Source organism: Nocardia brasiliensis, assembly GCF_042691675.1.
In the GTDB taxonomy this organism is placed as follows: domain Bacteria; phylum Actinomycetota; class Actinomycetes; order Mycobacteriales; family Mycobacteriaceae; genus Nocardia; species Nocardia brasiliensis_D.
Genome location: NZ_CP170507.1, coordinates 1,060,269 through 1,074,175, shown reverse-complemented (window position 1 = coordinate 1,074,175; position 13,907 = coordinate 1,060,269). Strand labels below are relative to the sequence as shown.

Sequence of the window (13,907 nt, the reverse complement as noted above, 5' to 3'; positions counted from 1 at the left end):
GCGTCAGCCCTCCTGTGTCTCTGCCGGAGCGTCCACCACCGCGGTGGCGGCGCGCCCGGCCTCGGTGCTGGTCGCCGTGGTGCCGGCGGAACCGGACCGACGCGGGCGAGACGGACGCTCGCGGCGCGGGCGATCACGATCGCCTGCCGGAGCGCTCACGGCGGCCAGCTCACGCTTGCCACCGACGATGTCGCCCTTGTAGATCCAGACCTTCACGCCGATGCGACCGAAGGTGGTCTTGGCCTCGTAGAGGCCGTAGTCGATGTCGGCCCGCAGCGTGTGCAGCGGGACCCGACCCTCGCGGTAGAACTCCGAGCGCGACATTTCGGCGCCACCGAGGCGGCCCGAGCACTGCACACGGATGCCCTTGACGTTCGGCGAACGCATGGCCGACTGGATGGCCTTACGCATCGCACGACGGAACGCCACGCGGTTCGACAGCTGCTCGGCCACGGCCTGAGCAACGAGCTGCGCATCCGACTCGGGGTTCTTGACCTCGAGGATGTTCAGCTGCACCTGCTTCTTGGTGAGCTTCTCCAGCTCGGCACGGATGCGATCGGCCTCGGCGCCACGGCGGCCGATGACGATGCCCGGACGAGCGGTGTGGATATCGACACGGACGCGATCCCGCGTCCGCTCGATCTCCACCTTGGAGATGCCCGCCCGCTCCATGCCGGTGGCGAGGAGCTTACGGATAGCGACATCTTCCTTGACGTAGTCCGCGTACTGCTTGTCCGCGTACCAACGCGACTTCCAGTCGGTGGTGATACCGAGGCGGAAGCCATGGGGATTGATTTTCTGTCCCATTTACTTTGCCCCTCCCTTCCGGCGGTTGCGAGTTGCTCCACCGGCGGTGGGGATGCTCTCGACCTCGATGGTGATGTGGCTGGTGCGCTTGCGGATGCGGAACGCACGGCCCTGGGCGCGCGGCTGGAACCGCTTCATGGTCGCACCCTCGTCGACGTAGGCCGTCGAGATGACCAGGGTGGCCGGGTTCAGGCCGAGGTTGTTCTCGGCGTTCGCCGCGGCACTGGCCACGACCTTGGCAACTGGCTCGCTCGCGGCTTGCGGCGCGAACTTCAGGATCGCCAGGGCATCCTCGACTCGCTTGCCGCGGACCAGGTCCACGACACGACGAGCCTTCATCGGGGTCACGCGAACGTGCTTGGCCGTCGCGCGCGCAGTCGGATTCTGAGTATCAGTCGTCATCGCCGCTTGCTCTTCCGGTCGTCCTTGACGTGGCTCTTGAACGTCCTGGTCGGCGCGAACTCACCGAGCTTGTGCCCGACCATGTTGTCCGAGACGAACACCGGCACGTGCTTGCGACCGTCATGGACGGCGAAGGTGTGGCCGATGAAATCGGGGATGATGGTCGAACGACGCGACCAGGTCTTGATGACCTGCTTCGTGCCCTTTTCGTTCTGCACGTCCACCTTCGCGAGGAGGTGGTCGTCGACGAACGGGCCTTTCTTGAGGCTGCGTGGCATTTCTTACCTCCTCCTTCAGCGCTTGTTCTTGCCGGACTTGCGGCGGCGGACGATGAGCTTGTCGCTCGGGCGGTTGGGCTTGCGGGTGCGGCCTTCCGGCTGACCCCACGGCGAGACCGGGTGGCGACCACCGGAAGTCTTGCCTTCACCACCACCGTGCGGGTGGTCGACCGGGTTCATCACGACACCACGGACGGTGGGGCGACGGCCCTTCCAGCGCATCCGGCCGGCCTTGCCCCAGTTGATGTTCGACTGCTCGGCGTTGCCGACCTCGCCGACGGTGGCGCGGCAGCGCACGTCGACGCGACGGATTTCGCCGGAGGGCATACGCAGCGTGGCGTAGGAGCCTTCCTTACCGAGCAGCTGGATGCTGGATCCGGCCGAACGAGCCATCTTCGCGCCGCCGCCCGGACGCAGCTCCACCGCATGGATGGTGGTACCGGTCGGGATGTTGCGCAGCGGCAGGTTGTTACCCGGCTTGATGTCGGCCGTGGGGCCGGACTCGATCGGGGTGCCCTGCGCGATGCCCTTGGGCGCGATGATGTAGCGCTTCTCGCCGTCCACGAAGTGCAGCAGCGCGATGTTCGCGGTGCGGTTCGGGTCGTACTCGATGTGCGCGACCTTGGCCGGGATGCCGTCCTTGTCCAGCCGACGGAAGTCGATCAGACGGTAGGCACGCTTGTGGCCGCCACCGCGGTGCCGGGTGGTGATGCGACCATGCGCATTACGGCCACCCTTGCTGTGCAGCGGACGGATGAGCGACTTCTCGGGGGTCGACCGAGTGATCTCAGCGAAGTCCGAAACGGACGACCCGCGGCGACCCGGGGTTGTCGGCTTGTACTTACGAATTGCCATGAGTTCTTCTCTTCTTTCTGGAGTCCCAGACGCTTACGCGACCGGGCCTCCGAAGATCTCGATGGGCTTGCTGTCGGCCGAGATGGTCACGAGCGCGCGCTTGGTGTCCTTGCGCTTGCCGTAACCGAAGCGGGTCCGCTTGCGCTTGCCCTGACGGTTGGCGGTGTTGACGCTGGTGACCGTGACACCGAAGACCTTCTCGACGGCGATCTTGATCTGCGTCTTGTTGGAGTCCGGGTGCACCAGGAAGGTGTAGGTGCCCTCCTCGATCAGTCCGTAGGACTTCTCGGAGATGACCGGCGCCAGCAGGATGTCGCGGGGGTCGGCGATGGTGGTCACTTGCTCTCCTCCTGTGCAGCCTCGGCGGGGCCGTGCACGAAGGCGTTGAGCGCCTCCACGCTGAACACGACCTCGTCGCTTTCCAGCACGTCATAGGTGTTGAGCTGGTCCGGCGCGATCGGGTGCACGAACTCGAGGTTCTGCACGCTCTTCCAGGCCGCGATGTCCTCACGTCCGAGGACGAGGAGGAACTTCTTGCGGTCCGACAGCTCCGCGAGGAAGCTCTTGGCCGTCTTGGTCGACGGGTCCTGCCCGGCAACCAGTTCGGAGATCACGTGGATGCGCTCGTTACGCGCCCGGTCCGAAAGAGCTCCACGCAGCGCGGCGCGGATCATCTTCTTGGGGGTGCGCTGGCTGTAGTCCCGCGGCTGCGGGCCGTGCACGACGCCACCACCGGTGAACTGGGGCGCGCGGGTCGAGCCCTGACGGGCGCGGCCGGTGCCCTTCTGCCGGTACGGCTTCTTGCCACCACCGCGGACTTCACCGCGGGTCTTGGTGGAGTGCGTGCCCTGGCGGGCCGCGGCCAGCTGCGCGATGACCACCTGGTGCATCAGCGAGATGTTCGCGGTCACGTCGAAGATCTCCGCGGGGAGCTCGACGGTGCCATTGGTCTTGCCGCCCAATTCCTTGACCGGCAGGGTCAGGTTGGCCTTCTTTTCGAGGCTGGTCATGCGTGCGCACCACCCTTCACTGCGCTCTTGACGATCACGACATTGCCGCGACGACCCGGGATCGCTCCCTTGATCAGCAGCAGGCCGTTTTCGGCGTCGACCTTGTGCACCGACAGGTTCTGCGTGGTGACGCGGTCGTTGCCCATCCGGCCCGACATGCGCATGCCCTTGAACACGCGGCCGGGGGTGGCACAGCCACCGATGGAACCTGGGCGACGGTGCACGGCCTGCGCACCGTGCGAGGCGCCCTGACCGGCGAAGCCGTGCCGCTTCATGGTGCCGGCGAAGCCCTTGCCCTTGCTGGTACCGGTGACGTCGACGTAGGTGCCCTCTTCGAAGACGTCGGCGTTGATCTCCTGGCCGACCTCGAAGGTGGACGCGTCGGCGACGCGGATCTCGGCGACGTGGCGGCGCGGCGTGACACCGGCCTTGGCGAACTGACCGGAGACCGGCTTGTTCACCTTGCGCGGGTCGATGGCGCCGAAAGCGACCTGTACGGCGCTGTAGCCGTCGCGCTCCACGGTGCGGATCTGGGTAATAACGTTCGGTCCGGCCTTGATGACGGTCACGGGAACGACGCGGTTCTTCTCGTCGAACACCTGGGTCATACCGAGCTTGGTGCCCAGGATGCCGGCCGCAGGCCTGTTCTTGTTGTCAGTCATGTCTCGAGTCCCCGTCACTGAATGTTGACGTCGACGCTGGCCGGCAGGTCGATGCGCATCAGCGCGTCGACCGTCTTCGGCGTCGGGTCGAGGATGTCGATAAGCCGCTTGTGCGTACGCATCTCGAAGTGCTCGCGCGAGTCCTTGTACTTGTGCGGCGAACGGATGACGCAGTACACGTTCTTTTCGGTCGGCAACGGCACCGGCCCGACGACACGGGCCCCAGTGCGGGTCACCGTCTCGACGATCTTGCGCGCTGACGCGTCGATCGCCTCGTGGTCGTAGGCCTTGAGCCTGATGCGGATCTTCTGTCCCGCCACGCTAAGTGTCCTTTTCTCCGCTTATTACCTTCGTGATCCGGAAGCTGGCTTCCGTACCACCCTCAATTTGCACAGCCCGAACACACGAAGACGTCTCACGTGAGACCGCGACCGCGCACGCATGCTCGGTCCTCGCCGCTGTTCATCTGTCATGGTTCTCCGGTCCACGCGGTCGGGCGTGTCGCCCATCCGCTCATTCCTCGGCACTGGATCCAACTTCATCTCAGGCCTGGAACACTGTCCCGGACGTACCCACACCGGTTGACCCCGTGAGGTACACGATTGGTACTACTCGCCTCGCCTAGCCATCCCGTCTCACTCGGAAACAGGCACGGCCCGGTGCAAGGCAACCCGAACAGTATGCCCGACGCGTCCATCGACTTCAAATCCGCCCCCCACGAGCGGCTCCGCCCAGGTCATCGGCATGGCGGCGGAGACAGCAACGGCGGCGGTGTGACGATTCCGAGGAGCCGTCACGGCCGCCGCCGCTCGGTAAATCAGCTGGTCCCGCTCCGGCGAAACCGGGCAGGACCAGTCGGAGCTCAGTCCAGTACCTGGCGAATCGCGTACGGCGATCCGGCAAAGCTGGCCGGATCGACCAGGGCAATCGCGATCCATCCGCTGCGCGAGGCGGCCGCCTCGGCGGTGACGCCGGAGAACTCGAGGTAGTCGTTGTACACGACACCGTCGAACTCTTCGCCGCCGTTATATACGGATTTTTCGTCGAGGTAGAAGATGCCCTCGTTGGTCAGCGGGCCATTCAGCATGCCGACCAGTGGACTGTGCTGCAGCGCGACCGTTTCGCCGTGATCCAGCACAACGCCGAAGTAGATGCCGTCCTGCGGAGCGACGACCGGAGTGATGGCGGCGGCTTGACCGGCCCCCGCCGATACCGCGAATGCGGCGCCGCCGAGTGCGATGCCCAACGCAACGACGGCAGTACGAATACTCATGATGCAGAACTCCAGTTCCCCTACGCGCCAACCGAAATGGTGTTGGCCCCCAGCGACGCCATCCCTCGGCCCGCCCCGTCAAGGTAGCAATTCGGGCCGACATCGGCAGGCCGACCAACCAGCATGTTTTCGGCCGCGCCCGCGGGCAACCTCGACGTGAACTTACTTTTGAGTAAGATACGGCTCATGACGAAAGAGACCGCGACCTACCGCGGCTGGAAGAAGCTGCCGGACAATCGGCTCGGCCACACGCTGTTCTCGCTGGGCATGGTCGCGCGGGTGCCGTACTTCGGCACGGTGCTGCCGAACGTCGTGCGGCTCGAACCGGGGCTGTGCGAGGTGACCTCGCCGAAGTGGTTCGGCATCCACAACCACCTCGGCACCTTCCACGCCATCGCGGCCTGCAACCTGGCCGAGGTGGCGATGGGCATGCTGAGCGAGGCCACCGTGCCCGCGACGCACCGCTGGATCCCGAAGGCGATGAACGTGCAGTACCTGGCCAAGGCCGAGACCGGCCTGCGGGCCGTCGCGAAGCTGCCGGAGATTCCGGACTTCGCGGCGATCACCGAGGGCCAGAACCTGATCGTGCCGGTCTCGATCTACGACAAGCACGGCCTCGAGGTCGTACACGCCGACATCACCACCTGGGTCACCCCGAAGTAGCCGGGCCGCCGCTCAGCAGGGCAGGGGACGATTGTCGTTGGCCAGTGCGCCGAGTACCGCGGCGGCCGCTCGGGTATCGGCGAGCAGGCCACTGTGATCGGCGGTGTCGGTGGGGCAGCCGTCTTGCAGCCAGATGTTGCGGTTCTCGCCGGTCGGCGACGCGAGCAGCGCGGTCTCCTGCGGAGTGATGATCTCGTCGGCGCGGGAGGCGAGGGCCGTGTACCGGATGCCGGGCACGGTCTCGCCTCCCGCGTTCAGCCGGTTCAGCAACGGTGACCCAACCACCTGCTGCTGACCCGGAGTTCCGAAGACCTGGGCGGCGATCTGCGCGTTGCCCAGGCCGAGCGAGGCCAGATCCGGGTAGTTCTCGCGCAGTCCGGCCCAGGTAGAGCCCCGATACGGGGTGCCGAGCGTGACCACCTGAGCCACCGTATCGGCGCCGTGCGTCCGCACGTATTGGCGGATCACCGTGCCGCCGGTGGAGTGACCGACGAGCGCGACCTGGCGAGCCCCGGTAGCGGCCCGCACGGACTGCACCACATCGCTCAGCTCGCTCGCCATCCGATCGATATCGGCTACGCCGTAGACCACGCGACCGAGCAACGCGGCCCCGACCGGGCCGATACCTGTTGTGCTGGAACCGGCTTGGCCGCTTACGACATCACGCAGTCCGGGCGCGGAGCCGAGATTCGCCGCGTACACACAGTGACCTTCGGACCGCAGCAACGGCGCGAGCAGGGCGAAGCTGCTGACCGCGTCGGTGCCGGAGCCGTGCACGAGCACCACCGGCTCCGGCCGCGCCGGCGACGGGCGGCAGGCCCAGTCGTTGGCACCCGCCAGCACCGGGGTGGGCGGTGCGGCGACCGCGGCAGCCGGGTGCAGCACGGCCGCGCAGGCGGCGGCGAGGAGCAGGCCGGCGATTTTCGCGGCCTGTTTCCGAATCCACATCTCAAATTCCCAACGGAGCGGACAGGGCGGGCCACGAGTTCTTCAGCGCCTCTTCCCAATATCCCCAGGAATGGGTGCCGTCCGCATTGATGTCATAGGTTGCCGGAATGCCCAATGTATTCAGACGGGTCCGCATATTGCGCGAGCAATAGTTGGTGGCCGCCTCGATGGCGCCGCCTTTGATGAGCTGGGCCGCAATTCCGTCTACGCCGGGCAGGGAATACTTGCCGTTCAATACGTCGTGTTTCCCGGGCAGCCCGCCGCCGCTGGAAATATAAATGGATTTGCCGCGCAATCCTTCGGCCTGTACATACGGATCATTGGCCGCCCAGCGCGGATCGTCGGGCGCGCCGTACATGTTCGCCATGTTCGCCCAGCCCCAGGTTTCCACGGTGAGCCGGACGAACTCCTGGCCGACCGGGTCGCTGATCTGCGCGCACCCGCTGTAGGCGGCGACGCTGGCGTAGAGGTCGCCGGTGGTCGCGGCGAGCGCCAGCGTGCTGGTGCCCGCCATCGAGAAGCCCGCGATGGCATTGCGTCCGTTGGTCGCGAAGTATTTGTCGATGAGCGGCGGTAATTCGCGGGTCAGGAAGGTCTTCCACTGCTGACGGCCGAGCCGGGGATCGTCGTTGACCCAGTCGGCGTAGTAACTGAACATGCCACCGATCGGGGAAACCACGTGCACGTTCTTGGTCGACAGAAACTGGAACGCATCTGTTTCCGTCTCCCAGGTGACGCCGTCCTCGCCGCCGCCCGCACCCTGCAACAGGTAGAGCACCGGCCGCGGCACACCGGTGTCGGCCGCCCGCTGCGTTTCCACCTGGATATCGCGGTCCATCGCGGCGGAATGAATGGTCAAAGTGAGCTTTCGCGCATCGTGTTCTTGCACCGCGACAATTGATGATTCCGCGGGCGCCCCGTGCGCCGGTGCGGGCATCACCGCTATAACAGCAGCTGCTCCAATTGTGACCGCGAGCACACCAAGCCAGCGGGGGTGGTAGCCTCTCATGATTCCCCTTCTCCCGAACACGGAAACCACCCGCGCTCGGCGCCAACACTAAGTGCGTGGCCACGCATTTTCATCACTGAAGTTGCTGGGCCACCGATTCTGGGGGCACGGCAGAACGCAATTCTCGAAGTGCTTGCTTTCACTTTGTTTGCCTTGTCGCGAGACCCGAATTTCGGGGGCTCCGAGCACCGAGATAGTTGCGTCGGCCCGGCCGCAGCGGATTGAATGCCCTTATGGGTGTCAGCGCGGTCCGAGACGTCGACGTATGCGTGGTCGGTCTCGGCCCGACCGGCCGGGCGCTGGCGCATCGCGCGATGCGGGCCGGGTTCAGCGTCACCGCCATCGATCCGCGGCCGGACCGGCTGTGGCCGCCCACCTACTCCTGCTGGGTCGACGAGTTGCCGGATTGGTTGCCGCCGAGTGCGATCGCCACCACGATTCCGACACCCACCGTCTGGACCAAGTCCGAACTCCGCATCGATCGCCCCTACTGCGTGCTGTCCAAATCCGGGCTGCGCGAGGCACTTGCGCTCGACGACGCCACCGTGCTCACCGGACGCGCCACCCGGGTCGACGCACACGTGGTCGAACTCGCCGACGGCACAACGATCACCGCGGCCACCGTTTTCGATACCCGCGGCCTGCCCACCCTCGGTCGGCGCAGGGCCGCCAGCGCACACGGCATCTTCGTCGCCGCCGAGACGGCCGCGCCCATGGTCGCCGAGGGCGAAGGATTGCTGCTGGACTGGCGGCCGGAGAACGGGGCGGGTCCCGACGAGCCGCCGTCATTCCTCTACTCGGTGCCGCTCGGTGACGGCACGGTGATCTTCGAGGAAACCAGTCTCGGCCTGCGCGGCGGTATGCCGCAGCAGGAACTACGCAGGCGCACACTGAATCGTCTTGCCGCACACGGCATCAGGCTCACCGGTACCGAGCCCACCGAAGCCGCGCACTATCCGCTGGACCAGCCGCCGCCGAAAAAGGGCGTGGCCCAAGCTGTTCCGTTCGGCTCGCGCGGCGGCATGATGCACCCATGCACCGGCTACAGCGTCGCCGATTCGCTGGCGCTGGTCGACACCGCGATCATCGCCTTGCGGCAGGGCCGCGACCCGATCGCCGAACTGTGGCCGCGCCGCGCCAGGTTGGTGTACTGGATGCGGATGCGCGGCCTATGGGGTCTGGGCCGCCTGACCACCGAACAGTCCATCGCCATGTTCGACGCGTTCTTCAACGCCTCCCCGCGCGGCCAGCGGGCACTACTGTCCGCACACGACGACTACACCGCTCTCGGCGCGGTTCTGTTCAACACCGTCGCGCACACCTGGCCGTTCCACTGGCGCTACGACTTGGTCGGCTGGACCCACCGCAATCGCTGGCTGGACTACGACTTCGATCAGGCGCCGGTCTCGGCCGCCCGGCGATAGCCGCGCACGGCCGGGTAGGCGAACACGATGATCAGCCCGATCGCCCACAGCAGGGTCTTCATCAGCGGCTCCCCGACCGGTCCGCCGTAGGACAACCCACGCATCGCGTCGATCGCACAGCTCATCGGCTGGTTCTGAATCGTGGTCCGTAGCCAGGACGGATAGGCGAAGACAGGTGCGAAGCCGGTATTGAAGAACATCAGCAGCGTGTTGATGATGCCGATGACGTTCACCAGCATCACGCCGTCGGTGATGGTGGCCAGTGCGGTGACGAGCACGGCGAAGGCGACCCCGAACAACACGGGAATCGCGATCAACGCGATCCCGGCGAGCGGCCCTTCGAGGAAGCGGAAACCCAGCAACATCCCGACCGCGACGACGAACAGGGTCGTGATCAGCACCCGGACCGCCTCGGCCAGCAGACGCCCGGTCAGCCCGGCTGCTCGGTGAATCGGCATGGTCCAGAACCGGCCGAGCAGGCCGGTCATCTTCTCGCCCTTGAACCCCAGCGCGCTCACGACCGCACCGGACATGGCGGCGACCAGCGCGAGCAACGGAACCTGCGCGTAGATGCTGGGCTGACCGGTGTACGCGGTGATCGAATTACCGAGCACGATCCGGAACATCACCAGCGTCAACGCCGGATACACCAGCGTCTGGATCGTCGTCGCGGGATCGCGCGCCCACACCAGCAGCAGCCGCTTGCACTGGATCAGGCTGTGCGTGACCCAAAGGCTCAGCGAGTTCTCCGGCTTCGCCGCCACTTCGGGCAACGGCGTTTTCCACGAGATGTTTTCGGTCTCGTCGACCCGAGCCATGGTGGCCTCCGCAGAACTCATGACCGCCTCGCGCTCGCCCAGATCGCCAGCGGGGTGAAGACGAGCGCGAGCCCGATCACCCAGACCAGCGGCACCCACAACACTTGCCAGCTCACCCCGCCCGCGGCCATGTCACGCAGCGCGAACGAGAACTGCGAGACCGGCTGATTGCGCACGAACCCGCGAATCCACTCCGGAAAGCTGCGTTCCGGGACGAAGCCACAGGAGAGCATGCCGAAGATGAGTGTGGGCAGGGTCAGCGCCTGACTCAGCGATTCCGGGCTCTTGGTCAGGCTGCCGAGCGCGTCCGCGCCGAGCGCGAGCGTGGTACCGACCGCCAAGGCGAAAACGCAGAACAGCGCGGCCTGGCCGAAACCCGCGACGAAACGGAAGCCGATCACATATCCGAACAGCAGCGCCGCGACCAATGAGGTGACCGAGCGAACCAGCCCGGCCGCGACCCGCGCGGACAACGGAACCAGCATGCCGATCGGCATGGTCTGCATTCGGGTACTCAGCCCGGTCAGCGCCTCGAACGCGGCCAACTGCGCGTTGGACATCATGGTGAAGGCCATCGTCTGCAACACGATGATCGGCATGACGTACTGGGCGTAGTCGACGCCCTGGAACTTCATGACGTAGCGCAGCGGTAGGTAGAACCCGACGGTGAACACCAGCGGGGTCACGACCGCGACGATCAGCTCACCCTTGGTGGCCATGGTCCGGACGATGCGGCCGGACAGCGCCCGCCACTGGGCGAACGAGGACAGCCGGGCCTTGGGTAGGTCCGCGAACAACGCGGCCGCGTCGGCGGCCCGGGTCGGGACAGTAGGAGCACTCACGCGTTTCCACCCGACCGACCGGTAATGGACAGGAACACGTCGTCGAGCGAGGGCCTGCGCAGGGCGATGTCGGCCAGCTCGATGCCCGCGGTGTCGAGGCGGCGCAGCGCCTCGGTCAGCGTGGCCGCGCCCTCCGGCGCCGGGATCGAGAGGCGATCGCCGCCGTCGATGTCGGCGAGCACCGCTGCCGGTACCAGGTCGCCGAGCGCGGCGGCGGTCGAGCGCAGTTGGGTCGGGTCGAGCGGGACCACCTCGCAGTAGCTGCCGCCGGTCTTCTCCTTGAGCTCGTCGGCGGTGCCCTCGGCGATCACCGTGCCCTTGTCGATGACGATGATGTTGTCGCTGAGTACGTCGGCTTCCTCGAGGTACTGCGTGGTGAGCAGCACCGTGATGCCTTGCGCCTTCAGCGCGTTCACCAGATCCCAGACGCCCTGCCGGCTGCGCGGATCGAGGCCGGTGGTCGGCTCGTCGAGGAACACCACCTCGGGACGCACCACCAGACCGCAGGCGATGTCGACCCGGCGGCGCATGCCACCCGAATAGTGGCGCACCGCGCGACGGCCCGCGCTGACCAGATCGAATTCCTCGAGCAGGGTGTCGGCGCGCTTGCGGGCGGCGGACTTGCTCAGGCCCATCAGGCGACCGAACAATTCCAGGTTCTCCCGGCCGGAGAGGTTCTCGTCGAGCGCGGCGTACTGACCGGTCATCATGATCGACCGGCGCACCCCCGCCGCGTCCTTCAGCACGTCGTGCCCGGCGACCACGGCGGTGCCCGAATCCGGGCGCAGCAGCGTCGACAGGATCTTCACCATCGTCGTCTTGCCCGCACCGTTCGGGCCGAGGATGCCGAGGACGCTGGCGCGGGCGGCGTCGAAGCTGACCCCCTGCAGTGCGTGCACATCGCCGAACGACTTGCGAACATCCGTCACCCGGACCGCTGGCTCACTCGCACGCAGATCTGCTTGGTTCAAGCTCGGCATCAACTCTCCACTATCGGCAATTGCGACGACTCGGGGCCGCCGGAGCGCGCGCGTATACGTCCCCATAGGTGATCCGTAGCGCTTGGCGCGATGTTACCGGTATGCAGGGTTCGCACCGGGTCGCCCGCACGGTACCCAACGGGAGCGCGCGTTAATTGTGTCCTTACTCACAGTTGCCGATATCCGTCCGGCGCGACGCAGATCGGCGCTGGTGGACAGTGTCAAGGGCAGCGCGGTGGCGGCGGACGAGCCTTGTCGGCCCGTCGCGGCGACCATAGTCTGCTAATCGGGGGAACACTCACTCGTCCGCGGCGGCTGCCCCGCAAGTGGTCCGCACGCCGATTTCGACACTGCGAGAGGTGATCATGGCCGAGTCCGCGCAGCCACGAGTGGCGGCGCAGCCGGGAGGATCGGGCCGACCGAACGTGCTGACGTCCTACGACCCGCGCACCGGCGAGACCGTTGGCAACTACGCCGTGATGGGCGCAGGCGAAATCAACCGCACGGTGCGCGGTGCCCGAGCGGCCGAAAGATGGTGGGCCGAGCTCGGATTCAGCGGGCGCAAGCGCTGGCTGCTCGACTGGAAGCGTGACATCACCCGGCGCGCAGGCGAATTGGTCGAGATTCTGTCCGAGGAAACCGGCAAGCCGGAGGCGGACGCGGCCATCGAGGTGATGCTCGCGGTGGAGAACCTCGATTGGGCGGCCCGTAACGCGGCGCGCGCGCTCGGCCGGCACAAGATCGGCTCCACCTGGCTCACCCGCAATCAGCGCGCCTCGGTCGGCTACCTGCCGCTCGGGGTGATCGGGGTGCTCGGCCCGTGGAACAACCCGGTGTTCACGCCGATGGGTTCGATCGCCTACGCGATGGCCGCGGGTAACACGGTGGTGTTCAAACCGCATGAACTGACCACCGGCGTGGGCGTCTGGCTGGCCGACAGCTGGACCAGGCTGGCGCCCAACCAGCCGGTGCTGCAAGTGGTTACCGGCGACAACCTGACCGGCACCGCGCTGTGCCGGGCCAAGGTGGACAAGATCGCTTATGCCGGTTCGGATTCCGGCGCTCGCGAGGTGATCGCGCTGTGTACCCAGTCGATGACGCCGGTGGTCGTGGAACGCAGCGGTAAGGGCAGCATGGTCGTGCACGTCGACGCGAAGCTCGACGATGCCGCCGAGGCCGCGGTGTTCGGGGCGATGGCCAATGCCGGGCAGAACGCCACCGGGATTCAGCGGGCCTACGTCGCGGAGTCGGTATACGACCGCTTCCTGGAGTTGGTCGCCGCGCAGGCCGCCAAGCTGCGCCCCGGCGCCGACAAGCGGGCGTCGTACGGCCCGATGATCTTGGAGTCGCAGGTCGAGGTGGTGCGCAAGCAAATTCGCGACGCACTGGCCCGCGGTGGGCGCGCGGTGGTCGGCGGGCTGGATTCGATCCGGGAGCCGTACATCGAACCCGTGGTGCTCGCCGAGGTGCCCGAGGAGAGCGTGGCCATCACCGGCGAGGGCATCGGGCCCGTGCTGGTGGTGAACAAGGTGACCAGCATGGACGACGCCGCACAGCGGATCAACGCGGTGGGCAACGATGTCGCGGTCTCGGTCTTCACCAGGGACGTGCACGAGATCGAGGCGTTCGCTGAGCGGCTGCGCGTCGGCGTGGTCACCATCAATTCCTCGACCGCCTACGCGGGCATCCCCGCGCTCCCCTACGGCGGCGTCGGCGAATACGGGCAGGGTCACAGCCACGGCGATCAAGGCCTGCGGGAGTTCAGCCACACCCTGGCCATCGCCCGCAAGCGCTATCAGGCCCCGGTGAACCTGTCCACCTTCGACCGTCACCCACGGCATCTGCGCTTGGCCAAGACCATCTTTCGGATCCGGCACGGTCGCCGCGCCTGATTTGCCGTGCACCCCTCGACTACCCGCACTCCGGATCGCCTGCG

General features: G+C 66.6%; 17 protein-coding genes. 3 read left to right on the top strand and 14 right to left on the bottom strand.

All coding sequences use genetic code 11. From position 1 onward, the window contains the following. Positions 1 to 3: 3 nt before the first annotated feature. The 9 genes from rpsC to ACFK0J_RS05185 all read right to left on the bottom strand — a co-directional run bounded on the left by rpsC (position 4) and on the right by ACFK0J_RS05185 (position 5,287). Positions 4 to 807, bottom strand: coding sequence for a 30S ribosomal protein S3 (gene rpsC, locus ACFK0J_RS05225; protein ID WP_218473665.1), 804 nt, complete (start codon positions 805 to 807; stop codon positions 4 to 6). Further along, positions 808 to 1,209 (bottom strand): 50S ribosomal protein L22, encoded by a 402-nt coding sequence (gene rplV, locus ACFK0J_RS05220; RefSeq protein ID WP_107654115.1) that lies wholly within the window; start codon positions 1,207 to 1,209, stop codon positions 808 to 810. Beyond that, positions 1,206 to 1,487, bottom strand: coding sequence for a 30S ribosomal protein S19 (gene rpsS / locus ACFK0J_RS05215; RefSeq protein ID WP_019045020.1), 282 nt, complete (start codon positions 1,485 to 1,487; stop codon positions 1,206 to 1,208). Before rpsS ends, rplV begins: the two co-directional genes overlap by 4 nt. Before the next feature lie 15 nt (positions 1,488 to 1,502). After that, entirely contained in the window at positions 1,503 to 2,342 is an 840-nt protein-coding gene (gene rplB / locus ACFK0J_RS05210; protein WP_107654113.1) for a 50S ribosomal protein L2, read from the bottom strand. Between the two features lie 33 nt (positions 2,343 to 2,375). Then, positions 2,376 to 2,681, bottom strand: a complete 306-nt coding sequence (gene rplW, locus ACFK0J_RS05205) for a 50S ribosomal protein L23 (RefSeq protein WP_167460767.1) — start codon at positions 2,679 to 2,681, stop codon at positions 2,376 to 2,378. Continuing rightward, positions 2,678 to 3,352, bottom strand: coding sequence for a 50S ribosomal protein L4 (gene rplD / locus ACFK0J_RS05200; protein WP_378737059.1), 675 nt, complete (start codon positions 3,350 to 3,352; stop codon positions 2,678 to 2,680). Before rplD ends, rplW begins: the two co-directional genes overlap by 4 nt. Then, positions 3,349 to 4,014 (bottom strand): 50S ribosomal protein L3, encoded by a 666-nt coding sequence (gene rplC / locus ACFK0J_RS05195; protein ID WP_040731331.1) that lies wholly within the window; start codon positions 4,012 to 4,014, stop codon positions 3,349 to 3,351. Before rplC ends, rplD begins: the two co-directional genes overlap by 4 nt. A gap of 14 nt (positions 4,015 to 4,028) precedes the next feature. After that, positions 4,029 to 4,334: a 30S ribosomal protein S10 gene (gene rpsJ / locus ACFK0J_RS05190; RefSeq protein WP_003938093.1), complete on the bottom strand. Its 306-nt coding sequence runs from the start codon at positions 4,332 to 4,334 to the stop codon at positions 4,029 to 4,031. 542 nt (positions 4,335 to 4,876) lie between these two features. Then, the gene (locus ACFK0J_RS05185) at positions 4,877 to 5,287 is read right to left on the bottom strand and encodes a hypothetical protein (RefSeq protein WP_378737057.1); all 411 of its coding nucleotides are present in this window, start codon (positions 5,285 to 5,287) and stop codon (positions 4,877 to 4,879) included. Between the two features lie 186 nt (positions 5,288 to 5,473). On the opposite strand from ACFK0J_RS05185, the gene ACFK0J_RS05180 reads away from it, so the two are divergent. Continuing rightward, positions 5,474 to 5,950: a hotdog fold domain-containing protein gene (locus ACFK0J_RS05180; protein ID WP_218473659.1), complete on the top strand. Its 477-nt coding sequence runs from the start codon at positions 5,474 to 5,476 to the stop codon at positions 5,948 to 5,950. A 12-nt stretch (positions 5,951 to 5,962) separates the two neighbouring features. Here ACFK0J_RS05180 and ACFK0J_RS05175 read toward each other — a convergent pair whose 3' ends face one another. Further along, positions 5,963 to 6,898: an esterase/lipase family protein gene (locus ACFK0J_RS05175; protein WP_378737055.1), complete on the bottom strand. Its 936-nt coding sequence runs from the start codon at positions 6,896 to 6,898 to the stop codon at positions 5,963 to 5,965. Between the two features lies 1 nt (position 6,899). Further along, a complete protein-coding gene (locus ACFK0J_RS05170) occupies positions 6,900 to 7,907 on the bottom strand; it encodes an alpha/beta hydrolase (RefSeq protein ID WP_378737053.1) in 1,008 nt (335 codons plus the stop codon). Between the two features lie 233 nt (positions 7,908 to 8,140). On the opposite strand from ACFK0J_RS05170, the gene ACFK0J_RS05165 reads away from it, so the two are divergent. After that, a complete protein-coding gene (locus ACFK0J_RS05165; RefSeq protein WP_378737051.1) occupies positions 8,141 to 9,331 on the top strand; it encodes a lycopene cyclase family protein in 1,191 nt (396 codons plus the stop codon). On the opposite strand, the gene ACFK0J_RS05160 is transcribed toward ACFK0J_RS05165, so the two are convergent. From ACFK0J_RS05160 to ACFK0J_RS05150, 3 genes are read right to left on the bottom strand one after another with little or no spacing between them, the layout of a single operon-like run. After that, a complete protein-coding gene (locus ACFK0J_RS05160) occupies positions 9,301 to 10,170 on the bottom strand; it encodes an ABC transporter permease (protein ID WP_378737049.1) in 870 nt (289 codons plus the stop codon). The two genes, ACFK0J_RS05165 and ACFK0J_RS05160, sit on opposite strands and share 31 nt — an antisense overlap. Further along, on the bottom strand, positions 10,167 to 10,991 hold the full coding sequence (locus ACFK0J_RS05155; protein ID WP_378737047.1) for an ABC transporter permease: 825 nt from the start codon (positions 10,989 to 10,991) through the stop codon (positions 10,167 to 10,169). The genes ACFK0J_RS05160 and ACFK0J_RS05155 overlap by 4 nt, the downstream gene beginning before the upstream one ends. After that, on the bottom strand, positions 10,988 to 11,971 hold the full coding sequence (locus ACFK0J_RS05150; RefSeq protein ID WP_378737045.1) for an ATP-binding cassette domain-containing protein: 984 nt from the start codon (positions 11,969 to 11,971) through the stop codon (positions 10,988 to 10,990). The genes ACFK0J_RS05155 and ACFK0J_RS05150 overlap by 4 nt, the downstream gene beginning before the upstream one ends. Positions 11,972 to 12,336: 365 nt before the next feature. Here ACFK0J_RS05150 and ACFK0J_RS05145 point away from each other — a divergent pair, with 365 nt between their 5' ends. After that, positions 12,337 to 13,863: an aldehyde dehydrogenase family protein gene (locus tag ACFK0J_RS05145; protein WP_378737042.1), complete on the top strand. Its 1,527-nt coding sequence runs from the start codon at positions 12,337 to 12,339 to the stop codon at positions 13,861 to 13,863. Positions 13,864 to 13,907 lie beyond the last annotated feature (44 nt).

What these genes read in the sequence shown, in the direction of transcription:
- rplB (WP_107654113.1), bottom strand. Translation starts at nt 2,342, where the DNA reads ATGGCAATTCGTAAGTACAAGCCGACAACCCCGGGTCGCCGCGGGTCG.
- ACFK0J_RS05180 (WP_218473659.1), top strand. Translation starts at nt 5,474, where the DNA reads ATGACGAAAGAGACCGCGACCTACCGCGGCTGGAAGAAGCTGCCGGAC.
- ACFK0J_RS05185 (WP_378737057.1), bottom strand. Translation starts at nt 5,287, where the DNA reads ATGAGTATTCGTACTGCCGTCGTTGCGTTGGGCATCGCACTCGGCGGC.
- rplD (WP_378737059.1), bottom strand. Translation starts at nt 3,352, where the DNA reads ATGACCAGCCTCGAAAAGAAGGCCAACCTGACCCTGCCGGTCAAGGAA.
- ACFK0J_RS05165 (WP_378737051.1), top strand. Translation starts at nt 8,141, where the DNA reads ATGGGTGTCAGCGCGGTCCGAGACGTCGACGTATGCGTGGTCGGTCTC.
- ACFK0J_RS05170 (WP_378737053.1), bottom strand. Translation starts at nt 7,907, where the DNA reads ATGAGAGGCTACCACCCCCGCTGGCTTGGTGTGCTCGCGGTCACAATT.
- ACFK0J_RS05175 (WP_378737055.1), bottom strand. Translation starts at nt 6,898, where the DNA reads ATGTGGATTCGGAAACAGGCCGCGAAAATCGCCGGCCTGCTCCTCGCC.
- rplC (WP_040731331.1), bottom strand. Translation starts at nt 4,014, where the DNA reads ATGACTGACAACAAGAACAGGCCTGCGGCCGGCATCCTGGGCACCAAG.
- ACFK0J_RS05150 (WP_378737045.1), bottom strand. Translation starts at nt 11,971, where the DNA reads ATGCCGAGCTTGAACCAAGCAGATCTGCGTGCGAGTGAGCCAGCGGTC.
- rpsC (WP_218473665.1), bottom strand. Translation starts at nt 807, where the DNA reads ATGGGACAGAAAATCAATCCCCATGGCTTCCGCCTCGGTATCACCACC.
- ACFK0J_RS05160 (WP_378737049.1), bottom strand. Translation starts at nt 10,170, where the DNA reads ATGAGTTCTGCGGAGGCCACCATGGCTCGGGTCGACGAGACCGAAAAC.
- rplV (WP_107654115.1), bottom strand. Translation starts at nt 1,209, where the DNA reads ATGACGACTGATACTCAGAATCCGACTGCGCGCGCGACGGCCAAGCAC.
- rpsS (WP_019045020.1), bottom strand. Translation starts at nt 1,487, where the DNA reads ATGCCACGCAGCCTCAAGAAAGGCCCGTTCGTCGACGACCACCTCCTC.
- ACFK0J_RS05145 (WP_378737042.1), top strand. Translation starts at nt 12,337, where the DNA reads ATGGCCGAGTCCGCGCAGCCACGAGTGGCGGCGCAGCCGGGAGGATCG.